This window comes from Rheinheimera soli (genome assembly GCF_021290985.1).
GTDB lineage: Bacteria > Pseudomonadota > Gammaproteobacteria > Enterobacterales > Alteromonadaceae > Pararheinheimera > Pararheinheimera soli.
Map to the genome: position 1 here is coordinate 1 of NZ_JAJOYU010000045.1, position 24,558 is coordinate 24,558.

General features: G+C 47.0%; 14 protein-coding genes. 7 read left to right on the plus strand and 7 right to left on the minus strand.

The annotated features are described in order from the left end of the window. Nucleotides 1-20: 20 nt before the first annotated feature. Entirely contained in the window at nt 21-329 is a 309-nt protein-coding gene (locus tag LSG37_RS19800) for an isoamylase early set domain-containing protein (protein ID WP_233081721.1), read from the minus strand. A 422-nt stretch (nt 330-751) separates the two neighbouring features. Here LSG37_RS19800 and LSG37_RS19805 point away from each other — a divergent pair, with 422 nt between their 5' ends. Both LSG37_RS19805 and LSG37_RS19810 read left to right on the plus strand, forming a co-directional pair. Then, a complete protein-coding gene (locus LSG37_RS19805; protein WP_233081722.1) occupies nt 752-1,972 on the plus strand; it encodes an efflux RND transporter periplasmic adaptor subunit in 1,221 nt (406 codons plus the stop codon). Next, nucleotides 1,972-5,160 (plus strand): efflux RND transporter permease subunit, encoded by a 3,189-nt coding sequence (locus LSG37_RS19810; protein ID WP_233081723.1) that lies wholly within the window; start codon nt 1,972-1,974, stop codon nt 5,158-5,160. Before LSG37_RS19805 ends, LSG37_RS19810 begins: the two co-directional genes overlap by 1 nt. A 101-nt stretch (nt 5,161-5,261) precedes the next feature. Here the strand turns inward: LSG37_RS19810 and LSG37_RS19815 are convergent, their stop codons facing one another. The 3 genes from LSG37_RS19815 to pabB all read right to left on the minus strand — a co-directional run bounded on the left by LSG37_RS19815 (nt 5,262) and on the right by pabB (nt 8,782). Then, on the minus strand, nt 5,262-6,641 hold the full coding sequence (locus LSG37_RS19815; RefSeq protein ID WP_269836680.1) for an L-serine ammonia-lyase: 1,380 nt from the start codon (nt 6,639-6,641) through the stop codon (nt 5,262-5,264). A 166-nt stretch (nt 6,642-6,807) separates the two neighbouring features. Then, nucleotides 6,808-7,371 carry a CoA pyrophosphatase gene (locus LSG37_RS19820; RefSeq protein WP_233081724.1) on the minus strand — a complete coding sequence of 188 codons (564 nt, stop codon included), beginning with the start codon at nt 7,369-7,371 and terminating at the stop codon, nt 6,808-6,810. Nucleotides 7,372-7,375: 4 nt separating this feature from the next. Next, nucleotides 7,376-8,782: an aminodeoxychorismate synthase component I gene (gene pabB / locus LSG37_RS19825; protein ID WP_233081725.1), complete on the minus strand. Its 1,407-nt coding sequence runs from the start codon at nt 8,780-8,782 to the stop codon at nt 7,376-7,378. A 180-nt stretch (nt 8,783-8,962) separates the two neighbouring features. Between pabB and LSG37_RS19830 the strand changes: the two genes are divergently transcribed. The 4 genes from LSG37_RS19830 to LSG37_RS19845 all read left to right on the plus strand — a co-directional run bounded on the left by LSG37_RS19830 (nt 8,963) and on the right by LSG37_RS19845 (nt 17,582). Then, nucleotides 8,963-10,483: a fumarate hydratase gene (locus LSG37_RS19830; RefSeq protein ID WP_233081726.1), complete on the plus strand. Its 1,521-nt coding sequence runs from the start codon at nt 8,963-8,965 to the stop codon at nt 10,481-10,483. 52 nt (nt 10,484-10,535) lie between these two features. After that, nucleotides 10,536-12,557 (plus strand): S9 family peptidase, encoded by a 2,022-nt coding sequence (locus LSG37_RS19835; protein ID WP_233081728.1) that lies wholly within the window; start codon nt 10,536-10,538, stop codon nt 12,555-12,557. Between the two features lie 81 nt (nt 12,558-12,638). After that, a complete protein-coding gene (locus LSG37_RS19840; RefSeq protein ID WP_233081729.1) occupies nt 12,639-13,001 on the plus strand; it encodes an MmcQ/YjbR family DNA-binding protein in 363 nt (120 codons plus the stop codon). Nucleotides 13,002-13,022: 21 nt separating this feature from the next. After that, entirely contained in the window at nt 13,023-17,582 is a 4,560-nt protein-coding gene (locus tag LSG37_RS19845; protein WP_233081730.1) for a bifunctional diguanylate cyclase/phosphodiesterase, read from the plus strand. 23 nt (nt 17,583-17,605) lie between these two features. Here the strand turns inward: LSG37_RS19845 and LSG37_RS19850 are convergent, their stop codons facing one another. Beyond that, nucleotides 17,606-19,468: a M48 family metallopeptidase gene (locus LSG37_RS19850; protein WP_233081735.1), complete on the minus strand. Its 1,863-nt coding sequence runs from the start codon at nt 19,466-19,468 to the stop codon at nt 17,606-17,608. 5 nt (nt 19,469-19,473) lie between these two features. Next, on the minus strand, nt 19,474-20,064 hold the full coding sequence (locus LSG37_RS19855; protein WP_233081731.1) for a LemA family protein: 591 nt from the start codon (nt 20,062-20,064) through the stop codon (nt 19,474-19,476). Nucleotides 20,065-20,453: 389 nt separating this feature from the next. Here LSG37_RS19855 and LSG37_RS19860 point away from each other — a divergent pair, with 389 nt between their 5' ends. Further along, complete coding sequence (locus tag LSG37_RS19860) at nt 20,454-23,480, plus strand: di-heme oxidoredictase family protein (RefSeq protein ID WP_233081732.1); 3,027 nt, start codon at nt 20,454-20,456, stop codon at nt 23,478-23,480. Nucleotides 23,481-23,568: 88 nt separating this feature from the next. On the opposite strand, the gene LSG37_RS19865 is transcribed toward LSG37_RS19860, so the two are convergent. Next, the gene (locus LSG37_RS19865; protein WP_233081733.1) at nt 23,569-23,943 is read right to left on the minus strand and encodes a plasmid pRiA4b ORF-3 family protein; all 375 of its coding nucleotides are present in this window, start codon (nt 23,941-23,943) and stop codon (nt 23,569-23,571) included. Nucleotides 23,944-24,558: the final 615 nt, after the last annotated feature.

The window sequence follows — 24,558 nt, forward strand, 5'->3', positions numbered from 1 at the left end:
TTCTGACCCCATTTTTTTGTTTACAGCTGAACTACTGAATTCTGGTCGTAGCTGACCTGAGTGGGCACATAGCCATCAGCTTCATCATCATTCAGCCAGGTTTGACCATCTACTACATACCTGAATTGGTACTGTTTTTCTTTATCCAGAGTCAGGCTGGCGGTAAAGTCGCCTGTCTTGGTTTTTTTCATTAAAACTGCCTGTGGATCCCAGTTATTAAATTCTCCCGCTAAAGCCACACTTTGGGCTTGAGGGTAGTGATGACCTGCAAAGGTAAAAGTAACTTTGCATACTGGTTTGGTTTTTAAATACTGCTTACTGATACTCATAGATGCTTCCTTCCTGAATTAGCCTGACAGTCACATAAAAGTACAGTGTATCCTTATGTGATGACAATGAAGTGTCTAAAAAACAACCTGTTTCTGGTCTTCTCCACCATAACTAAGCTGTAACAGTCACCAAAATAACTTTCTGGAATGTAGATAGATGAATTCGCTATTTAAGCGCTGAAGTTGTAACTAAATATGTCGTAACTTCACAGTCATGCTGCAGAGCCGTAACTGCTTGGGCAGTCTTAATCTGCTGTAAGCCCTGTGCCTTAAGGCTTCTGCATTTGCCTGTAAAAAAAGTGGTCAAAGTGTGTCGTTGCGTTCGACACAATTTAGATAAAAAAGCTAACAACTGCGGATACTGTTACAGCGTAACGAACTGTAAGATAGAGTCAGATAAATTTGTGACCAAAGGACTAAAAATGGCAGGCAAGTGGGTAAAAGCAGGAGTTCCTGTATTGATTGTGGTGGGCGCAGTCATTCTCTCATCAGCTTTTGTGGCAGGAAAAAAGCCACCTGAGCAGAAAAAAGAAACACGGAAAGACTTATTTGTCGAAGTAAAACCTGTTAGCCGACAAAACCTGACGTATCAGGTGTGGTCGCAAGGTTCAGTGCAGCCTAAAGTGATCACCAGCCTGACGTCTGAAGTCAATGGCGTGATTGTGAAGGTAGCGGACAACTTTATTGAAGGTGGTTTTTTCCGTGCCGGTGATTTGCTTATTCAGGTTGAGCAATATGACTATTTAACAGCAGTCAAACTGTCGGAAGCCAATTTGGCTCGTGCTCAGGCTTTGTTAGAAGAAGAAAAAGCCCGTGGTAAGGTTGCAGCTAAAGAATGGAGTGAATTTAGTGCAGGTAAAGCGCCGGAATTAGGTTTACGCCGGCCACAGCTGGCTCAGGAATTAGCCAATGTGCGTTCTGCTGAAGCTGAACTGGAAAACGCTCGTCGTAACCTTATTCGTACTGAAATCCGTGCGCCTTACGATGGCATAGTCAAAGCCAAAAATGCCAACATTGGTCAGTTTATCAGCCGCGGTTTTGACTTAGGTACTATTTATGGCACTGAAGTGGCAGAGGTACGCTTGCCGCTGTCGGATAACGACGTGGGTTATTTAAATATGCCTGGTTTAACGCCTTCTGAGCAGCAGCAACCTGAAGTTTTGTTGTCAGCAGAAGTAGCGGGTCAGCAACTGAACTGGAACGCCAGACTGGTGCGCACTGAAGGTATGCTGGATGATCAAAACCGGGTGATCTACGCTGTGGCTGAAATTAAAGATCCGTACCGCTTAAAAACGGGTGGTCAGGATCCACTGCGCTTTGGCCGTTTTGTCAAAGCCCGTATTGATGGCAAAAACGGTGAAAATCTGGTGTTAGTGGAGCGGCATTTGCTAAAACCAGATCAAAAAGTACTGACCATCAGCAAGGACAATAAGCTGCATATCCGTAGTGTTACAGTGCAGCGTATGGATGAAGAGTATGCCTATGTTAGTGCAGGTTTAGATCCGGCTGAGCAACTGGTATTAACTGCTATTGCCAATCCACTGGAAGGCATGGCGCTGCGAACAACTACGGATCCTGTGGTGGATGAGTCCGAAAAGGAAAAAACAGCGATAGCCGCTACTGAGTCAGGAGAAAAACCCTGATGCAGCAGCTGGATCAAACCCATAAAGGCTGGTTAGCCTGGTTTGCCCGCAATAGCGTGGCATCGAACTTATTGATGGTTATTTTATTACTGGCAGGTATTGCCAGTGTTTTCACTATTAAAAAACAAACTTTTCCTGAAATTCAGCTGGAACAAGTCACTATCCGGGTCGCATATTTAGGTGCTGCACCGCAGGAAGTGGAAGAGGGCATAGTCGACAAAATTGAAGAATCGCTGCGAAGCCTGAATGGCATTAAAAAAATCCGCTCTAATGCTGTGGAAGGTTTAGCCACGGTGAACGTAGAAATTCAGTCTGGTTATGACATTCAGCAAGTGATGAATGAAATTAAGATGCAGGTGGATTCTATCTCGTCCTTTCCTGAACAAACTGAACGTCCTGTTGTGTACAACACTAAATTCCAAAGCAACGTGCTGTGGTTATCTGTCTACGGTGATACCGATCAACGTGGCTTAAAAGAGTTTGCTAAAGATGTGCGGGACGAGCTGAAAAAGCTGCCAGGCGTTAGTAAAGTGGAAGTGGTAGGGGCTTTAGATTACGAAGTATCTATCGAAGTTTCAGAGCACAAACTGCGTGAATTTGGCCTGACCTTTGACCAAATGGTGGCGGCTGTGCGCGGCAGCTCTGTGGATGTGCCAGGTGGTTCTATTAAAGCCGACAACGGCAATATTTTATTGCGGGCTAAGGGCCAGGCCTACCGTCAGCAGGATTTTGCCGACATCGTTTTGATCAACAGAGCAGACGGCACCCGTTTGTTGTTGGGCGACATTGCTCAGGTCAAAGATGGTTTTGTCGAGATGGAGTCTTATTCTACTTTTAATGGCAAACCTTCAGTGTCTATTAAAGTGGATGCAGTAGGCGAAGACAACACCTTAAAAATTGCTGCTGTAGTAAAAGACTATGTAGAGAAGAAAAAAGCCGATTTACCCGACAGTATGGAAATCGACTATTGGGGCGACTCCAGTTATTACCTGCAAGGCCGCCTCGATCTGATGACCGACAATATGCTGATGGGGGCCTTGTTGGTGTTGATCAGCTTAACTTTATTCCTCGAGTTCCGTGTCGCCTTTTGGGTCATGGTGGGTATTCCTGTGTGTTTCCTCGGTACCATAGCCCTGATGCCATTAGAGATGTTTAACGTCTCTATCAATATGATCAGTTTGTTTGGTTTTATTCTGGTGCTGGGGATTCTGGTCGATGATGCCATTATCATAGGGGAGAGTGCTTACACCGAAATTGAGAAATACGGCAAGTCAGCTGAAACCGTGATCCGTGGCGCCCAGCGGGTGGCCATGCCAGCTACTTTTGGTGTGATGACCACTATAGCCGCTTTTATTCCAATGTTAATGGTGGGTGGACCACAAGGGCCGATCTGGGAATCTATCGCCTGGGTGGTGATCTTGTGTTTAGTTTTTTCTATGGTGGAATCCAAGTTTATTTTACCAGCTCATTTAATAGCGATGGACGATAAACCCTGGGACCAGCAGCGTAAAGGCCTGTTTTATGGCATGGGGCGAGCTTGTAGTAACGGTTTAAAATTTGTCCGTCTTAAAGTGTCGGGGGCGACCGACCGTTTTGTTTATGGCCGTTACAAACGTGCTATTGAATGGTGTATTGAATACCGTTATATCACCGCCACCAGTTTCTTTGCGATGATGGTGCTGATGATAGGCTTAATGGCGGGTGGCCATGTACGCTGGGTGTTTTTCCCTAATATTCCAAGCGACTTTATCAACGCCAATTTAACCATGATGGAAGGCTCATCAGGTAAAGCCACAGTGCAGGCCATGCAACAACTGGAAAGCGCTTTGGTGAAAACCAACGAGCAAATCATCGCTTCAGGTGAAGAAGGGCTGATGAAACACCGCTTAACCTTCACTCAGTCTGATACCAGTGGTGAGCTGGTGATTGAACTGGAAAAAAGCGAAGGTCGCAGTATAGATGCCAATGAATTTGTGCGTTTGTGGCGTGAGCAAATACCAGAAATCGCCGGAGTCAAAACGCTGCAGATATTCTCCTCGACCAGTGGTGGCGGTGGTGGCGATATTTCATTCCAACTGAAAAGCAAAGAGCTGGAGCAGTTACGTTTAGCCACGGAAGAGCTCAAAGCCGCTATGTTGGAGTATCAGGGGGTTTTTGATATCGAAGACAGCATCAGTGGTGGTAATGATGAAATAGTGCTGACGATCAAACCTCAGGCTGAAGCTTTGGGCATTAATTTATCCGATTTAGCCACACAAGTGCGTCAGGGCTTTTATGGTGCTGAAGCGCAGCGTATTCAGCGTGATGGCGAAGAAGTCAAAGTGATGGTGCGATATCCAAAAGAAGAACGCCGCTCTGTAGGCAATCTGGAGAACATGAAAATACGCACTGCGTCCGGTGCTGAAGTTCCATTTTCCCAGGTGGCTGAATACAAATCACAACCCAGCTATTCGGCTATTAACAGGGTCGATGGCGAACGTTCTGTCACCATAAGTGCTTCAGTCGATAAAGCTCTGGCTGAGCCAATGAAAATCACCAAAGAGTTGCAGGAAAAAGTGCTGCCTATGCTGGCGCAAAAATATGGCATAGAAACAGCGCTGGAAGGAGCTAGTCTGGAAGAAGCGGATGCCATGACAGACTTAGCCATGGGCTTCCTGTTGGCGTTATTTGTGATTTATGCGCTGCTGGCTATACCGCTAAAGTCTTACACTCAGCCGTTGATCATTATGTCGGTGATCCCTTTTGGTTTAATTGGCGCCATCTTAGGCCATATGTTGCTGGGATTAAGTGTCAGCATTATGTCTTTATTTGGTCTGATTGCTTTGGCTGGTGTAGTGGTAAACGACTCACTGGTGATGGTCGATTTTGTCAATCAATCACGCCGTGACGGTATGCCATTAAAAGAAGCTGTCGTAGGTGCTGGTACCAGACGTTTCCGACCTATTATGCTGACCTCTGTGACAACCTTCTTAGGTTTGGCACCTATAGTGCTGGAAAAAAGCTTACAGGCGCAAATTGTGGTGCCTATGGCCGTCTCTTTGGCCTACGGTATTTTGTTTGCGACAGTGATCACCTTACTGCTGATCCCAGCGCTCTATGTGATATTGGATGACTTTTTAGGGTTGTTCAGAAGTAAAACCTCTGAAGAAACTACGTATCCAACCGATGAGTTACCACTGCAAAAGTAACAGCGAAAAGACAAAAAACCGCCGAGAGGCGGTTTTTTGTCTGAGTCGTACAGTATGTCGTCAAAGTAAGGAAACTTGTTCCGACCTTTAAAAGAGTATATCTAGCATTCTATTATGTTTACTGCTAAGCCACCACGCGACGTTTCTTTGTATTTGCTTTGCATATCACGGCCTGTGTCCCACATGGTTTTAATCACTTTATCCAGCGATACCTTATGCTCACCTGTACCACGTAAAGCTAAACGTGAGGCGTTAATGGCTTTAATAGAACCCATAGCGTTACGTTCAATACAAGGCACCTGAACTAAACCACCTACAGGGTCACAAGTTAAACCTAAGTTGTGCTCCATGCCAATTTCAGCGGCGTTTTCCACATGATCCACAGAGCCACCTAAAATCTCGGTTAAAGCACCTGCAGCCATAGAACAGGCCACGCCTACTTCGCCCTGACAACCGACTTCAGCACCCGATATAGAAGCATTCTTTTTATACAAAATACCAATAGCAGCTGCTGTTAACAGATAACGGCAGTAGATATCCGGCGTGACAGGCTGAATGTATTTATCGTAATACATCAATACGGCCGGAATAATACCAGCGGCGCCGTTGGTCGGTGCTGTCACTACACGGCCACCGGCGGCATTTTCTTCATTGACGGCTAATGCAAATAAATTCACCCAATCCATCACTTGCAATGGATCTGAGCTTTTTTCTGCCATTAAACGTTTATGCAGAGCAGGGGCGCGGCGTTTTACTTTTAAACCACCAGGTAAAATGCCTTCGGTACGAATACCACGTTGCACACAGTCATACATGGTTGACCAGATTTTACCCAGCTCGTCCTGAATTTGTTGTTCGCTGCGTAATACTTTTTCGTTTTCCATCATCAGACCAGCAATGGATAAACCGTTTTCTTTACACAGCTTCATCAGCTCTGCGCCACTTTCAAAAGGGAAAGGAGGGGGATTGTTGGCAGCAAACTGACTGGCGGCTTCTTTTTCTTTGGCAAAGTCTTCAGCTTTGACAATAAAGCCACCGCCAATAGAGAAATAAATTTCGCTGAACAACACGTCATGACCGGCGTAAGCGATCAGTTCCATGCCGTTTGAATGCTCTTTTAAGGTTTTGCGACGATGAAATACAATGGCGCCTTCTCTTGGGAAAGCCACAGAGCGTTGTTGATCCAGCTGTATAGTCTGGCTTTCATCCACTTTCTTTAATAAACCAGGAATAGCATCAGGTTCTATGTTTTCTGGTAAATAACCGGATAAACCTAATATCACCGCTTTGCCCGTGCCGTGGCCAACACCGGTTTGTCCTAAAGAGCCAAACAGCTCAGCTTTGACACTGGTGACCTGATCAAATAAACCCTGCGCTTGCAGGTTTTCACAGAATTTTTTGGCAGCACGCATTGGGCCTACGGTGTGAGAACTGGATGGGCCAATACCAATACTGAACATATCAAAAGCGCTAATAATCATTCGAGTCTGCTTTTAGTTATAGGAATTGGGCGCCATTCTAACGGAAGCTGATTGATTTCGTAACTCACTTGGTAACTGGTCGGTGCTTGTTACAGCAAAATTTCTTACGGTGCTGTGTTGATTTGATTACAGTCCGGTAGGGGCGGGGCCAAACCCTGCATCGAATTTAAAAATGCAATTGCTGTTTTAACGAATAAAGAATTGCGGCTGTTGCACCCCAAATCAGGTGCGGTCCGTAGGGCATAAAATGCACTAAATGCGACTGTCCATGCATCGCAAAGTGTTCGCTGTGCGTATTTTGTGGCTCGAATACAAAAGGCAAAGGTAACCAAAAGGCCGATTCCACTTCAGAGGCTTGTAGTTTGAGTTCCACTTCCTGAGTTAAAAAGGCAATCCAGGGCTGAATTAAAAAACCTGTGCCAGTGGCATAACTGGGCAGTTGCCCTATGAGCTGCAGTTGCTCTGGTGCTATACCGGTTTCTTCATGGGTTTCACGTAAAGCCGCTTGCCGACTGTTTTCATTCGCTTCAATTTTGCCGCCGGGAAAGCTGATTTGGCCCGGATGATGCCGCAAGTCTGAACTGCGTTTCGTCAGCAGCAGTTGCAGTTCACCTTGTTGTTCCCGCAGCACCAACAACACAGCAGCAGCTCTGCTTTTTTCAACCTGCAGCAACACAGACTGCTTGCTGGGTTGCAGGAAAAAACGCTGTAAAAACTGCTGCCGGTTCATCTGGTTAGGTGTCCATTGTCTTTGCTGTCAAAGGTGGGCGTTCGATAGTGCCAAGCAAAGGCAAAATTTTATTCACCTTATGAAAGGTTTCTTCGTATTCTGCATTCACTTCAGAATCCGCCACTATGCCACCGCCAGCCCAGCAGAACGCCTTACCTTGTGCCATTACTAAAGTGCGGATGGCAATGTTGGTGTCCATATCGCCCATGCTATTGATGTAACCCACAGCGCCGCAATAGACAGAGCGGCTGTTGGGTTCTAATTCGGCAATAATTTGCATGGCCCGCACTTTAGGCGCTCCGGTAATAGAGCCACCCGGAAAAGCGCCGCGCAATAAATCGCAGGCATCAGCATTCGGATTTAAGGTGCCGGTTATCGTACTGACCAGATGATGTACAGCAGGGAAAGACTCAATCGCAAACAAAGCCGGTACCTTAACTGTGCCTGGCACACAATGTTTGCCCAAATCGTTTCGCAATAAATCCACAATCATCACATTTTCAGCTCTGTCTTTTGGTGCCGCCTGCAGATCTTCTGCGCTTTGTTTATCAAGCACCGGATCGGCAAAACGTGGTCTGGTACCTTTAATGGGTTTGGTTTCTACCTGGCCAGCTTTGAGCTGTAAAAAGCGCTCTGGCGACAAACTTAATACCGCGCCTTGTGGCAAACGTAAAAAGGCGGAAAAAGGTGCCGCATTTTTAGTTCTAAGCGTTAAATAAGCCTGCCATTCATCGCCGCTGTAACTGGCTGCAAAACGCTGGGCTAAGTTAATCTGATAACAGTCGCCGCTTTGTAAGTAACTTTGCACCTGATCAAATTTTTGGCTGTAGCTGGCCTTATCCATATTGGCTTGCCAGTTGGATGTCAGCTTAAAAGCAGTGGTTTCAGTGGTTTGGGTAAAGAGTACTGAGGTGTCAACCCAGTGTTTTTGTGCGTCACCGCGATAATCCACATACCAAAGTTGCTGTTGTTGCTTATCCAGAATAAGGGCCCACAGATAAATACCCACCGCCATATCCGGCAGCAAAGCACCTGCATCTGTGGCTTGTGGCACAGGTTCAATCACAGTGCCTAAATCATAGGAAAAGTAACCTAAAGCACCGCCAACAAAAGGTAAATCAGGGCTATCAACAAGAGATGGTTTTTGCGGAAAATAACTGCTGATCAGCTGTTGCAAAGCTCCAAAAGGGTCCATTTGCAGCAATTGGCTTTGGCCTTGTTCGGTTTGGATTAATTCACCTTGTTGAAAGACTAAAGTTGCAACAGGGCGAGCCACCAGAATATCAAAACGGCTGTTGACGTGGCTGCTGGCTGCTGAGTCTAATAACATGGCCCAGGGCTCTGCCGCTATGGCAGAAAAATACTCCAGCAGATGCGGCGCTTTGGCATCTAACTTTAAAAACTGTGACATAAGTCGTCTCATAAAACGGGCTAATTCCGGCAAAAATACGCTTGTTGACTAGCCGCTGGATCTGTTGCGCTGTATCATATCAGCCCAGCTGACATTAGTTAACCTGAACACAGGAAAAGCCTTTGGTCTGGATGCAGAACAGACAGAGAGCTTATTATCATTACTTTGGAAGGGCACAGTATGACCGTCATTCGCCAGCAAGACTTTATCGACAGCATCGAAGATGCGTTGCAGTACATCTCTTTTTATCATCCGCTGGATTTTGTGCAGGCTCTGGAAAAGGCCTATCACAAAGAACAAAACCAGGCCGCTAAAGACGCCATAGCCCAAATTTTGATCAACTCCCGTATGTCGGCTGAAGGCAACAGGCCTATTTGTCAGGACACTGGTATTGTCACTTGTTTTGTTAAAATTGGTATGGATGTCAAATGGGATAAAACCGATATGACAGTGCAGCAAATGGTCGATGAAGGCACACGCCGTGCTTATCTGAACCCACATAATCCGCTGCGCGCCTCTATTGTGGCTGACCCTGCAGGTGCCCGTAAAAATACCCAGGACAACACGCCTTCAGTGGTGCATATCGATATGATTGCAGGTCATCATGTTGAAGTAGCTATTGCTGCTAAAGGCGGCGGCAGCGAAAACAAAACCAAAATGGTGATGTTAAACCCGTCCGACTCTGTGGTGGAGTGGGTGCTGGAAACTCTGCCTAAAATGGGTGCAGGCTGGTGTCCGCCAGGCATGTTAGGCATAGGCATTGGTGGCACAGCAGAAAAAGCTGCAGTGCTGGCCAAAGAAGCACTGATGGAGCCTGTGGATATTCAGGATCTGCTGGAAAAAGGCGCTGAAACGGCCGACGAAAAACTGCGGGTTGAGTTGTACGACAAGGTCAATAAACTGGGCATTGGTGCTCAAGGGTTAGGTGGTTTAACTACAGTAGTAGATGTAAAAATCAAATCTGTCGCTACTCATGCGGCATCTAAACCAGTGGTGATGATCCCAAACTGTGCGGCCACACGCCACGTGCATTTCCATTTAGATGGTTCAGGCCCTGCGGTATTAACTCCACCAAAACTGGAAGACTGGCCAGAAGTGACCTGGGAGCTGGGGAACAATGTGCGCCGCGTTAATTTAGATACTGTGACTCCTGCTGATGTGCTGGAGTGGAAAGCCGGTGAAACTGTATTGCTGTCGGGCAAAATGCTGACAGGCCGCGACGCTGCGCATAAACGTATTGCCGATATGATGGCCAAAGGCGAAGCGCTGCCAGAGGGCGTTGACTTTAAAAATCGCTTTATTTATTACGTTGGCCCTGTCGATGCCGTAGGTTCTGAAGTGGTTGGCCCTGCAGGCCCAACAACGGCGACCCGTATGGATAAATTCACTGACATGATGTTAGGCCAGATGGGTTTACTTGGCATGATTGGTAAGTCTGAACGCGGCGACAAAACCGTTGAAAGCATTAAAGAGCACAAAGCTGTGTATTTAATGGCGGTAGGTGGTGCTGCTTATTTAGTCTCCAAAGCCATTAAAAAATCCCGTGTTGTAGCCTTTGCCGACTTGGGTATGGAAGCTATTTACGAGTTTGACGTAGAAGACATGCCAGTGACAGTGGCGGTTGACAGTCAGGGAAATAACGTGCATAAACAAGGGCCTGCTATTTGGAAAGTGAAGATAGCCGAGCTTGCCAATAACTAAAAATGATTAACAACGCCCTGGTCCTCAGGGCGTTTTTCCACTGGGAGAAATTATGAAAGCCTGGATCTTTCTCGCCACTGCATTACTCAGCAGTGCCGCTGTCGCTAAAACCCCTCTGACCATTGAACACCTGAATAAATTAAACAAAATCTACGACGTAGTGGTCTCCCCTGATGGCCGTTATTTGGTCTATGGCCAGAAAAATGGTGGCCTGGCGCCTGCGGACAGCAGCGCAGATTTGTATTTAATCGACTTACAGCAAAACAATAAGGTCAGTCGGTTAACTTACAATGAAGACAGAGAACACTCTGTGGCCTGGAGCAAAGATGGCAGCGCCTTGTATTTTTTGACGGGCCGCTCAGGTTCTTCACAGGTCTGGCGTTTACCTATGGCTGGCGGTGAAGCGCAACAAATCACAGATTTACCACTGGATGTCGATGGCTTTTTAGTTTCAGCTGACAACAGCAAAATTGTACTGCAAATGGCTGCCAAGCCTGGCTGCGAAACCTTATCCTGCACAGTAGAAGCCAAACAGGTAAAAGCAGGTCAGCAAGACAGCGCTATGGTGTACGATCAGCTGATGGTGCGCCACTGGGATACCTGGGCTGATGAATTCAGAAGTCATTTGTACATTAGTGACCTAAACGGCAAAAAAGTCACAGAGGCGAAAGATTTATTGCCAGAATGGAATACCGATATTGCCGGTATTAAAGAAGTCGCTTTTACCCCTGACGGTAAAAATCTGGTGTTCAGTGCCAAAATCCCCGGAGTGGACCAAGCCTGGCATACCAACTTTGATATTTTTCAGGTATCGGTGAATGGCGGCGAAAAAATCAATTTAACCCGTGATAATTCAGCATGGGACGCTAAACCGTCTTTTTCCAGCGATGGTCGTTTTATGGCCTACTTAGCCATGAAAAAACCTGTGTACGAAGCGGACCGTTTCGGCTTGATTTTACTGGACATGGTGACAGGTCAACGTAAAGAGCTAGCTCCGGAGTGGGACAGATCGATCAGCGATTATAAATTTGGTGCAGACAACAGAACCATTTACGTCACAGCACAGGACACGGGTCAGCATGGTATTTTCTCTATCAATACCAGCTTTGGTGATATCAGTAAAGTGTATGCTGACGGTACCGCCAATGACTTAAATGTGGCGGGCAACAAGTTAATTTTTACCAATCACAGCCTGGACAAGCCGAGCGATATCTACCAGATCACTGCTGAAACCGGTGCACCAACAGCCTTAACCCAGGTTAACAAAGACGCGCTGGCCGATATTCAATTCGCTCAGTTTGCGCAGTTTAATTTCCCGGGAGCCAATGACGAAACAGTACACGGCTACTGGATGAAACCTGTCAATTTCAAAGAAGGTCAGAAATACCCAATCGCCTTTATTGTCCACGGTGGGCCACAAGGCAGCTTTGGCAATATGTTTAACTACCGTTGGAATGCGCAGTTATGGGCTGCTCAGGGCTATGGCGTGGTGATGATCGACTTCCACGGCTCTACAGGTTATGGCCAGGCTTTTACTGATTCTATTGCCCGTGATTGGGCGGGTAAGCCATTGGTTGATTTACAAAAAGGCCTGGCTTTTATTACTGAAAAGGAAAAATGGCTGGATGGCAACAACGCCTGTGCTTTAGGTGCGTCCTACGGTGGCTATATGATGAACTGGATTGCGGGCAACTGGCCTGAAGGTTTTAAATGTTTAGTCAATCATGCTGGTTTATTTGATATGCCAAGTTTTTATGGCAGCACTGAAGAGTTGTGGTTCCCTGAACATGATTTAGGTGGTCCGGTCTGGAACAAAGACAGTGATTATCAGAAATTTAATCCGGCAGCTTTTGTCGATAACTGGAAAACACCTATGCTGGTGATCCACGGTTTAAAAGACTATCGGGTGCCTTATGCTCAAGGCCTGGGTGCTTTTACGACTTTGCAACGTAAAGGTATTGAGTCCAAATTAGTCATCTTCCCGGATGAAAACCACTGGATCTTAAAACCTCGTAATGCAGAACGCTGGTACAACGAAGTCTTTGACTGGATGAAACTGCATACCCGCAAATAATGCATCCAAATAATAGAGCAAAGAAGGCTGCGCTGGCAGCCTTCTTTCTTAGTGTCAGGCAAAAACAGGAGGCTATTAGCTATGAACTTTGCGCAAGTTCGAGATTACTGCCTTGAATTGATGAGTACTGAAGAAGACTTCCCTTTTGGTCCTGATTTCTATGTCTATAAAGTAAAAGGTAAAATCTTTGCTATCCTTGGCACAGACCATGGAGAAGGGCGGCTGAATTTAAAATGTGATCCGGACCAAGCTTTGGCTTTACGGGATATTTTTCCGGCCATTACTCCTGGTTACCATATGAATAAAAAGCACTGGAATACACTGCGCTTAAACGACACTGTGCCAGAGCAGGAAATTAAACGACAAATCGATCAGTCCAGACAGCTGGTGATCCAGGCTTTACCAAAAGCCCAGCGACAGACGTTACTGATGAAACAAGACTAAGATCAACTCACTCGGATATTCATGGCCAAACCTGCTTACCCATTAACTGCTATTCGTATTGTGCTGCTGTATTGCTGTTTTGCTTTGCTGTGGATTTTTGGCTCAGATCATTTATTGCATTTAACTGTCAGTGATCCACAAACCAGTTCTTTTTTAGGTACAGTCAAAGGGGTTGCCTTTGTTTGTCTCAGTGGCTGTTTAATTTATTTGCTGCTCGCGACCTGGCGTAAACAACAGTTTTTTGACTCCGAAGTGACAGTCCGGCACAAACAAATGCGGGTGGTCATACTTATTCTTGCCTTTTTGCTGGCGATCCCGGCCATGGCCGCTATCACCAAATGGGTGCATGGTAATCAGCTAAAAACTGAAGCACTAAAGGATTTACGTACAGTCACGGATATTAAAAAGCAACAACTGGAACTATGGTTGGCTGAACGACAGTACGATATCAATGCTTTATCCCGCGACAGTTCATTCCGGCAAAAGTTACAGCAGTACGTTGAACTGCGGAATACCGCACAACAAGCCGACGTGCGTAACAGGCTGGCTTCTATGATTGCCGAACATTCGTTCAGCTCAGTCTTACTTTACGATGCACAAGGGCAGCAACTTCTGGCCTTAGGGGCAGCTTTAAAATTTGATGCACTGGGGGTGGGGCAGACTTTACCTCAGCCTTCTACTCAATGTAACAGCAAAGGTATTGACAGATATTGCCAGCTGAATTGGTATCTGCAACTGGCGATAGGTCAACAGATGTATCAACTGGTGTTTAGTGTTGATACCAGCATCTATTTATTTCCTGCTATTCAGAACTGGCCCGTGTCCAGTCCCACAGCCGAAGTTTTGCTGGTGCAACGCCAGGACCGTGCTGTGGTATTTCTGAATCCGTTGCGTCATCCTCAACATGCTGTACTCAATGAGATAGACACTGATATAGATGGCCCCTTATTGGCCGCCAAAGCCTTAAGGCAACGGCAATTTAATACCGCAGAAGAGCTGGATTACCGTAAGCAGCCCGTGCTTGGAGCTTACACGCCGATACGACAAACCAACTGGATGCTGGTCAGTAAAATTGATGTGGCAGAAGTGCTGCAACCTTTAGAGACTTTGTTGTTATGGTTGTCCGTGATCTCTGGCACTTTATTGATGTTGCTGGTGTTGGGGGCTTTGTTTTACTGGCGGGAGCTTATTCAGTCACACCAGTTGGCTTTGGCAGCCAAGCAAACAGAGCAAGACAAAACTGTTCAGGCTTTTTTTGATTTGCCATTTTCAGGTATGGCTATTTTATCCCGTATTCACTTGCCTTTTGTCCGGGTGAATAAAAAGCTGCAATCTCTGTTGGGCTATTCTGAAGCTGAATTGCTGGCGCTATCGCTGCGGGATCTGGCGCAAAGTCCAGAGCAATTTATGGCAAGCCGTTTGGCCTCCAGAGATCAGATTTCAACAGAGTCTGATATTCGTTTATGTCATAGTTCTGGCCGAATATTGACCGTCAAACTGATGATGCAACGATTTACTCAGCAAGGGCAGCCAGACTTGCTGCTGGCCACTTTTGAGGATGTCACTGAAAAACGTCAGTTGTATGCTGATTTAAGTCACAGCCACCAGCAACAGCTACAAAATTCCCAGCAGCTGGACGCCATTTTAACTGCAAGCTCAACAGTACTGCACCGTATTGAACTGGATGGCATCAGTTGCAAAACCAGCTGGGTCAGCAGCAACATTGAACGCTTATTTGGCTACAGTGTTGAACAATCATTGCAGGAGCAGTGGTGGGAAAATGGAGTGCATTCTGATGATAAAGCCCTCGCTAGCAATGCCATAGAACAAACTTTATTACATGGACATTATCGTCATGAATATCGTTTTTATGATGTATCAGGCAAGATTCGTTATATACGTGATGACTTGAGATTATTGGCTGATTTGATCGATAACAAGCAACAGATTATCGGTGCCATGGTGGATATTACCGAGTTAAAACAAGCCAGGTTTGAGCAGGAAGTCAGTAACGATAAGTTAAAAACCCTGTTTAACACTATGTCAGAAGGCTTAGTTCTGCATGATAAAACTGGCGCTATTATTGATGCCAACCCCTCGGCTGAGGTGATGCTGCACTGTTCTTTAAATGAAATGAGAGGCTTGGTCCCAAGAGTCGAAGACTGGAAAACCATTTACGAAGACGGTTCCGAATTTCCTGCAGAGCTCTACCCAAGTAACGAAGTGTTGCGCACGTCTTTACCTGTTCGCGATGTTGTGATGGGCATTGAGCGTGGCAGGGTGCAACGCTGGCTAAAGCTCAACGCAGAGCCATTATATGAGCAAGGGCAACTGTCAGGTGCTTTGGTCACCATAGATGATATCAGCTCAGAAGTTGCATTTCGCCGTGAGCTAAAACAACGGGCCTTGGTGATGTCAAACCTGGCCGATATGGCCGCTCGTTTTTTACAGCACAGCGATTGGCTGCAATTGTTGCGTAGCATGATGCCGTCGGTTAGCCGTGCTTTAGCCGTCGATGCCATGTATTTCTACCAGAACGATGTGCAGCAAGAGCTGGTGACTGGCGTGTTGTTAACCCAGTGGCGTCGCGATCAAAAAGAGCATGTTCGTACTTTTAAGCAACTGAATAACAAAATATCCCGTTGGTACCCCGCTATTCAGCAACTGGCAAAAGGCTCTATTGTTGCTGGGCTGGCTCAGGATATGGATCAGCTACTGCAGCCTATGCTGACACGTTTTCGTATTCAAGCCATTGCGCTGGTGCCTGTGATGGTGGATGGAGTATGGTGGGGTTTGCTTGGTGTTGAACAACATCACTCCTGCCGTGAATGGAATCAGGTCGAGCTGGATGCGCTAAAAATGCTGGCAACAGCTTTGGGCAACGCCGTAAAACGTCAGCAGTTTGAATCTTCATTACAACAGGCTGCTGCCGTATTTGAAAGCACCCGCGAAGGTATTATGGTCACCGACTCGTCCAACCGCATCATTCAGGTGAATCAGTCTTTATTGCAGATGTTGGGCTATGAAGAAGCCGAAGTGCTGGGGAATACGCCAGCCATGTTCGCCTCAGGACGACATGATCAGAGCTTTTATACCAAGATGTGGCAGGAACTGAGTAAGCACGGACACTGGCAGGGTGAGGTTTGGAACAGACGCAAAAACGGTGAAATTTACCCTGAATTGCTCAGCATCAGTACCATTGTCGATGCAAGCCAACAAATCAGTCATTATGTGGCTGTATTTGCAGATATTACTCAGCTCAAAGCCTCGGAGCAGGAACTGGCTTATCTGGCACACCATGATGTGCTGACCGATTTACCTAACCGCTTATTAATGAGTTCACGTTTGCAGAACGCAGTGGATCTGGCCAAACGTGATCAGCATCAGTTTGCGGTGCTGATGATGGACCTGGACCGCTTTAAATACATCAATGACAGTTTTGGTCATCCATCAGGTGACGAGCTGTTAAAACTGGTGGCTGCTTCGCTGAAAAAACGCTTAAGAGATATTGATACGGTAGCGCGTTTTGGTGGCGATGAATTTATTATTTTGCTGGAGCAACTGCATCAAAGCGAAGACGCCGCCCGTTTTGCCACTGAACTGATTAACGATATGAGTCAGCCCTGGGTGTTGAGCAATAACGTTGAAGTACGCATTGGTGCCAGCATAGGTATTTCTATTTATCCAGATCATGGCGCTGAAGGTGAAACTCTGCTTAGTAATGCTGATGCTGCTTTATACAGAGCAAAAGAGCAGGGGCGTGGCCGTTTCGCCTATTATTCAGATGATTTAACTCTGTATGCCCGTCAGCGAATTGATTTGGAAGCCCGCTTACGTGCTGCTTTGGTGCAGGGGCAGTTTTTAGTCTATTACCAGCCGCAAACGGATATCAAAACCGGCCGTATTGTCGGCGCTGAAGCTTTAGTGCGCTGGAATGATCCGACAGAGGGCCTGATACCACCAGGGCGTTTTATTCCTATAGCCGAAGACACAGGCCTTATTGGTGCTATTGGCGATTGGGTGCTGGCTGAAACTTGTCGTCAAGGCGCGCAGTGGCGTGCAGCTGGGTTACCGGACTTAAAACTGGCGGTGAATTTATCCTCTCATCAGTTCAGTCACGGCGATATAGGCGCACAAACGGCGCAGATTTTAAAGGACACAGGTTTTCCGGCAGAACTGCTGGAGCTGGAACTGACTGAAAGCGCCATTATGTCGCGGGAGCAACAAGCCGAACTGGTGTTGTCCGACTTGCACCAGATGGGCGTAAAGCTGGCGATTGACGATTTTGGGACTGGCTATTCATCTTTTGCTTATTTGCAGCGTTATCAGTTAGATGTACTGAAAATAGATAAAAGCTTTATTGATGACGTGGCCGATAACAGTGAAAGTCAGGCCATAGTCACAGCAATCATTTCGATGGCGCATATTCTTGGCTTAAAAGCTTTGGCTGAAGGGGTAGAGCAGCAGGAACAACTGGATTACTTACGCCAACAAGGTTGTGATTATTACCAGGGCTACTTATGCAGCAAACCTTTACCTGCGGCACATTTTGAGCAGTTGATCCGCAGTCAGAATTCCTGACTGCGGCACTTTAGCGGCAATACTCATCTGGAACGGGAATATTCATCCGGGCTGACAGGAATTTCCAGCAGCAACACCAGAGCATGTAATAGCAACTCTTCCTGCTCATTCACCATTTCGTCGGCTTGAACTGCCATTTTCAGCATTTGCCACAACTGTTGTTTCAGCCGGGGTGAACTGTGAATAAGGGCCGGTAATTGTTCACTCAACTGCGGAAAACTAACGGGCGGGCGAGCTGTTGCAGCGGGTAAACCAAGCACTTCTAAACCCACTTTCCAGGATTGATCCTGCAAGTCCTCATGATTAGCTTGTTGTGCACACAAGGACAGCAGCGCCAGCACAGGTTGCTGAACCTGATCCAGACTGCTGCTTTGATCACGGCGATGCAGTAAAGAGGAGTCAAACTGACTGCCGACACAGTGTTGCAACCAGTTTAACAGGGCCCATTCCAATAAGTCTTCTTCGCCATCACAGCGACTCAGGTTCTGGCAAAGTTGCTGAAATTCGACAAACTGCTGGTGCGACAGCTGCTTTAAACCAGGCACTGCAATTTGCAGTAACTGCAGCTTTTGTTTGCCTGATAAGCGACTGACATCGTCATACAACTTATCGACGTTTTGCATCAGTTGATGGTCGCCAAGGGCTTTCACCATAGCCCATTGTTTCGCCAGATATTGGGTTTGAATAAGGCAAGCACAACATAAGGCCGGTGCTGAAGGCGCATGGCGGCTGCTGTGCAGCAAAAAAGCCGGTAATGCGGCCAGTACAGCCGCAGTTTTTTGCTCTGTTGTTTTAGTTGCAGCAGTTGGCTCTGCGCTGCTTTGTTGCTTTAATTGCGCTTCTGCCGGAAAAACTCCGTCCCAATGGGGGTCAAGACGTTTGATACGCTGCGGCAGTGGCGGGTGGGTGGCAAATAAACTGGTCCAGCGGCTGATGGCTTCACCAAAAAATAAGTGACTCATTTCATCTGCATTGGGGTTTTTTATGGTGCTACCATAACTGGCCCCACCAATGGCTTTTAATGCTCCGGCTATGCCAGCCGGGTTACGGGTAAATTGCACTGCGCTGGCATCAGCCAAAAACTCGCGCTGACGACTGACAGCGGCTTTGATCAGGCTGCCAAAAAATGTACCTAAATAACCCAGTACCATCAGGCCCAGCGCCAGACCCAGAATGCCGCCACCGTTGTCTTTGGATTTCGAGCTACTGGCGATGACCGCCGTTCTGCGTCCGCTGCTTCTGAGCAGGAAATAGCCAGCATGACCAATGCATTCGATGCCATGCAACAAGGCGATCAGACGAATATTAAGCTTCATATCGCCATTTAAAATATGGCTGAATTCATGGGCTATCACGCCTTGCAGTTGATCCCTATCCAGCAGATTCAGGCAGCCCTGAGTCACACCTATCACCGCATCTGCCGGTGAATAACCAGCAGCAAAAGCATTGATGGAGGATTCTGGCGTTAAATAAACCGGCGGTACAGGCACACCGGCTGCAATCGCCATTTCTTCAACAATATTGAGCAAACGTTGTTGTTTATCGTCCGCCAGATGATGTTCAACCAAACGGCCGCCCAGCGCTTTGGCAACCACCTGGCCACCCTGGCTCAATTCAGCCTGTTTGATGCTGATCACCGCAGCTATGATCACAAAAACAAACAAGCTGACCCAGCCCATCATTTTCCAGGGTAACTGTTCAAACCAAAGCGGATCTTGAGGTCTTAACAGCAACTGGTATTGCTCTGGATCCATGACGCCTAAAGTGATCATCACCAACAGATTGGTTAACACCAACAAGGTGATCACGGCCAAAGCGAACAAAAACACCAGCAGCTTGGTATTACCGCGCGCCTGATCCTGTGCCGCAAAAAAGTTAGTAGCCACAGGACTCAAAAGCTCACTTTAGGTGCAGCCTGAATTTCCGCACTGTCAGCGAATTCCAGTAATTTAGCATCGTTCTGATGACCAAAAAAACCAGCAAAAATAACAGGAGGGAAGCTTTGTTTGTAGCTGTTGTATTCAGTCACTGCGTCATTAAAAGCCTGACGGGCGAAAGCCACTTTATTTTCAGTGCTGGTCAGCTCTTCGGTCAGCTGCATCATATTCTGATTGGCTTTTAAATCCGGGTAAGCTTCCATCACCATACTGAATTTGGTCATGGCACCTTGCAGGGCTGATTCAGCGCCGGCCAACTGACTGATTGCTGCAGCGTCACCAGGTTGAGCAGCAGCTGCTGTTAACTGACTCATGGCACTGTTGCGCGCTGCAATTACAGCTTCCAGTGTTTCACGCTCATGCGACATATAAGCTTTGGCGGTTTCTACCAGATTAGGGATCAAGTCATAACGGCGTTTTAGCTGCACTTCAATCTGAGCAAAAGCGTTTTGAAAACGATTTTTCAGTTTCACCAACTGGTTGTAAATGCTGGCAATAAAAAACAGGAGAACAGCGGCAATAACAAGGGTAATAATGGTGGTCATAGGATTTCCTTTACCAATGAACGAATTGAATAGAGACCACTGTAGCATTGTAAAAATTAGTTGAATAGCATCAACAGCCTGTTGCCTTATTGTGGGCTTAGTACTGGGCTTATTACAGGGCTTAGTACTGCGCTGAATAGTCGGCTGAGATCCGCTACTTCTTCCTTTGTTGCCCTTGACGTTCACAAATTAATTCTTGGTAAAAATGCAGGGTTCAGCGATAGTTGTGGCGACAAGGCAGGCGACCCGACACGACACGCAAAGCACAATTAATTACAAAACATCACTGTGCATTGCCTCATGATCTCAGCCGTTGTAGTCGCTTTAGTTAAAAAGCGTCTTTGCGGATCGGATGAAATTCTGTTTAGTATCATTTAGGAGTGAAGGGTATGAAGCCTTGTTCTGTTATTCAGTTTGCTACGCACAGGTTCAGGCTTAAAAGCTGGCTGATTATCCCTGCGCTGGCTTTGTCTGTTGTGGCTTGTGGCGGTGGCGACAGCACTACTGCACCTGATGATTCAGGCTCAGGCGCTCCGCCTGTCGTTATCCCTCCAGTGGTTACACCTCCTCCTGTCGTCATACCTCCTCCGGTGGTGACTCCGCCTGTAGTTGTGCCTCCGATAGAGGAGTTACCTGAACCTGACTTTGAAGCTGCGCCAGATGCGAAAATAGCGCCATTGCCCAAAGCAGATGGTCCTTCCTTGCCTGCACCACCGGCTGAGTTAAGAATTGCGACCTCTTACGATAAAACTGCGCCCGGGTCGCCTGTGGCTGCTGTGGCAGCAAGCTCCTCTGGCGATGAAAATGCCACTAATACTGCAGCGAAAGCCATAGATGGTGACATGACAACTCGCTGGGAAAGTGCGTGGGGGGATGATGTTGCAAATGCAGACAACGCCTGGCTACAGTTTGATTTTGGTGCCAAAACCGCTATTGGCACTATGAAGCTGTACTGGGAAAATGCCCATGCCAAAGAATATGCTATTTATGTGTCAGACGATGCGCAAAATTGGTATCAGCTGCGTTATGTGGCTGGATCGCAAGGCGATACAGAAGAGTTTCTGAATCTGGACGTTCATGCCCGCTATCTGCGTTTACAAGGCATCACCCGCCAAACTCAATATGGCTATTCTTTATTTGAAGTGGAGTTTAAAACGCCCGGCACGGACAGCTCTATGCCGGTGCTGGACACTTCGGCTTTGGCTTATCCACTGAGCGGCAGTGGTCGCACGCCACTGCCAGCACCGGCTGAACCTATTGAAACTGTCAGTTTTACCTTAGCCGACGGCACCTTGGTCACACGCTTTGGTATGGTGGGTCGCTCCCGTCATGCCCGTGAGCGCGGGGAAGACTGGAATGAAATTGGTTTTGGTGTGAACGACACGGTTGATGCAGCTGGTAATCCGCAGGATAAAGGCCCCGGCGCTCATTTGAACTTTATTGCCAACTATTTTAAAAACCGCACCTGGGGTGTGGAGTTTATCGACAACAGCAATGTTGCTGGGGTGACTGAACCCAAAATCATCGTCAACCAATACTTTCAGCAGGCGCAAAAGGGCGGTGGTCATGCTTTTGTCCGCCGTTTTGATGATCCGGGCGTGACAGGGTTTGGCTGGATGAGCCCGGGAGATTTGCTGGATGATTCTACTTATCATGATGAAGGCGCCGCTTGTCCTGTAGTCGCCAAACCTGCCAATGGCGTGTTATTACGACCCGACAGTGGCTACAACGGTGTGATTGGTGCCAATGATGGCTGTAGTGTGGTGTTTGACCGCTACCCCGGCCACAGAGCGATTTCCGCCAATGGCGATGGAGTTCTGGTGCCAAACGGCGGTAGCGTGAACTCCCGTGTGCTGAAAAAAGGCGATGTGATTGAGTTCACCAGTTCGTTTTTCTCCACCCGGGCTGCTATGGATGCCATAGGTGATAGCGGCGCTTTCCGTTATTACACCAACGAGTTAACCTACGTGATGGGACAGGGATTACGGCCCTGGTATGGGGTTCAGCCCCGCCTGATGAATGAACCTTTGCCAGAAAGTACACTGCAAGGTGGTCTGGGTTCTGTGTCTTATGATTATGCTGATAATCCAACTTTTATGTTTCAGCAGCCGCACAACACTATTGGCATGCAGAATATGCAGCGTTTTATGGAAGGGCGTCGCTGGTTACATACTAACTTATGGACAGGGGTTCATAACGAAGAGGGCAATGACCGCAATGACGCAGCTCGTCAGTTGCAAGGCCCACGCTTTAATCAGTCTTCCTGTTTTAATTGCCATGTAAACAATGGCCGCAGTGTGGCACCTACAGTGCGTAATCAACGACTGGACACTATGGCGGTGCGGGTTGGGGCTACAGGTACAGATGCAAATGGCCTCTACCTGCCTCACCCCATTTATGGTCAGGCGCTGCAAATGAATGGACGCTCTGTCAGCACTGGCGAGATGCAAAACTGGGGCAATGGTGCCTGGGTTTCAGGTTTTACCAGCAGCACTGTCACTCTTGCAGATGGCACAGTGGTTGAACTGCGTAAGCCCACTATTGCCTTTGAAGGGCCAGAACCTGAAGTGTATTCTGTACGCCAGGCTCAGCCTTTGATTGGTATGGGCTTGCTGGAAGCCATTTCAGACGAGACCATTTTATCCCGTGTTCGCACCACACCAGATGCCGACGGCGTGCTGGGAACGGCCAATTATGCCTATGATCCTGAAACCGGAGACGTTCGTTTAGGCCGTTACGGCTGGAAAGCAGGCAAAGTCAGCTTACGTCATCAGGTGACGAATGCCGCTTTGCTGGATATGGCTGTCACCTCCTCTGTATACCCTAAACTGGACTGTTTAGCGGGTCCAAAAAACTGTGATCCAGCGACTGCGGAACCAGGTTTGCCGGATGACGCTGTCACTTTAATGACTCAATACCTGCATTTGTTAGCAGTGCCGGCTCAGCGCAGTGTCGTCAGTGGTTTTCCCAAAGGTGTGTCGCCTTTGGCTTATCTGGACATAGATCCTGCAAAAATAGCAGCAGGCGAAAAAGTATTTAAAGATATTCGCTGTGTGGCATGTCACACCAGCGAGGTCAAAACCAGCAACCGCTCAGAGTTTGACGAAGTGCGACTGCAAAACATTAAGCCATACACTGACCTGCTGCTGCACGATATGGGCGAAGGGCTTGCCGACAACTTTAGCGAAGGTCTGGCGACAGGCAGCATGTGGAGAACTCCGGCGCTTTGGGGCTTAGGTTATACTCAGTTTGTTGCAGGAGGCAGTCCTGCTGGTTATTTACACGACGGCCGTGCCCGTACTTTAACCGAAGCTATTTTATGGCATGGCGGCGAAGCTGAAGTGATCAAAAACCGCTTTGTAAATCTGCCAACTGCAGAACGAGAAGCGCTGCTGGCTTTCCTGAAATCTTTGTAATTCATGCAAAAAAGCCCGGCATAGATGCACTATGCCGGGCTTTTTTATTTATCCCGATCCCAGGTTATTTAACCTGAAATCCAGTAATTTAGTATTGCCTTGGGTTTCTTCCTTCAGACTCTATCACTCGCGGATATTTTACACGGGGTTGTTTTTCAGCTTTTTTGCGTAATTTTCTAAACTGAAATAACCAGCAATCACCGAAATCAAACAGATAAAACAATTTGCTTCGATCCAGCGGATACACCTCGTTCAGCATTTTGCCGTCATCAATACGTTGCGTATTTCTGCCCGGGGTTTTGGCGATATGAAACTCGTACAAGTGATCATTATCAAATTTCACCATAGTCTGGATAAAGTAATGCAACTCAAACAATGGAGTGTCTTCTTCCACTTCAATCACTCGCCGCCACGGCTTTTTGGCTTTAAAGGGCAGGGTAATTTCAATAGTGTATATTTCCAATCGGATTATCCTTTGTACGTTAATCTTTTATCGATTCTATTTTAAATTCTGACTTCACCTAAGTTTACGTAAATCTCTTTCCTGTTGCATCAGATAAAGGATAAACAATTTATCCTGCAGCTATCATTTCGTCGTTCAGCTGGTCGATAGCCATGGACATCACTTTGTCTTCTTACAGACAGGTGTTGTAGTTGTTTGGGCGATGAATACTGACCAAATACCTTGCCATAGGATTTCCTTTTGACTAGTTTTTGCCTTCAAAGTATGGCGAGCTCAGTCTGTGTAAGCCATACCTAAACTATTTCTGCTGTTCAAAATTTAGGCTAAGTCACTCTATTGATTGCACAAGTTTAAGACTGACGAAGCGGTGCAAAATAATGATCAAAAAATAAGCAATTATGCGTATCTTTCTGGAGTAGACTCGACTTAGAGTCAGATAAAAAAATTGACCAAATAGTCTGAACCCAAGCCAAAACATACGGCTCAAGTCAGACCAGATGTGAATAAGGTCTTGCCTGGGGCCTTATGCTTGAGTAGTAACCGGGCAGAGGTTGGATTACATGAAGTCTATTTTATCTTTTACTACAGCAGTAGTACTTTCAAGCTATTGCCTAT

Coding starts and splice junctions, on each gene's coding strand:
- LSG37_RS19800 (WP_233081721.1), bottom strand. CDS start 329: ATGAGTATCAGTAAGCAGTATTTAAAAACCAAACCAGTATGCAAAGTT.
- LSG37_RS19805 (WP_233081722.1), top strand. CDS start 752: ATGGCAGGCAAGTGGGTAAAAGCAGGAGTTCCTGTATTGATTGTGGTG.
- LSG37_RS19810 (WP_233081723.1), top strand. CDS start 1,972: ATGCAGCAGCTGGATCAAACCCATAAAGGCTGGTTAGCCTGGTTTGCC.
- LSG37_RS19815 (WP_269836680.1), bottom strand. CDS start 6,641: ATGATTATTAGCGCTTTTGATATGTTCAGTATTGGTATTGGCCCATCC.
- LSG37_RS19820 (WP_233081724.1), bottom strand. CDS start 7,371: ATGAACCGGCAGCAGTTTTTACAGCGTTTTTTCCTGCAACCCAGCAAG.
- pabB (WP_233081725.1), bottom strand. CDS start 8,782: ATGTCACAGTTTTTAAAGTTAGATGCCAAAGCGCCGCATCTGCTGGAG.
- LSG37_RS19830 (WP_233081726.1), top strand. CDS start 8,963: ATGACCGTCATTCGCCAGCAAGACTTTATCGACAGCATCGAAGATGCG.
- LSG37_RS19835 (WP_233081728.1), top strand. CDS start 10,536: ATGAAAGCCTGGATCTTTCTCGCCACTGCATTACTCAGCAGTGCCGCT.
- LSG37_RS19840 (WP_233081729.1), top strand. CDS start 12,639: ATGAACTTTGCGCAAGTTCGAGATTACTGCCTTGAATTGATGAGTACT.
- LSG37_RS19845 (WP_233081730.1), top strand. CDS start 13,023: ATGGCCAAACCTGCTTACCCATTAACTGCTATTCGTATTGTGCTGCTG.
- LSG37_RS19855 (WP_233081731.1), bottom strand. CDS start 20,064: ATGACCACCATTATTACCCTTGTTATTGCCGCTGTTCTCCTGTTTTTT.
- LSG37_RS19860 (WP_233081732.1), top strand. CDS start 20,454: ATGAAGCCTTGTTCTGTTATTCAGTTTGCTACGCACAGGTTCAGGCTT.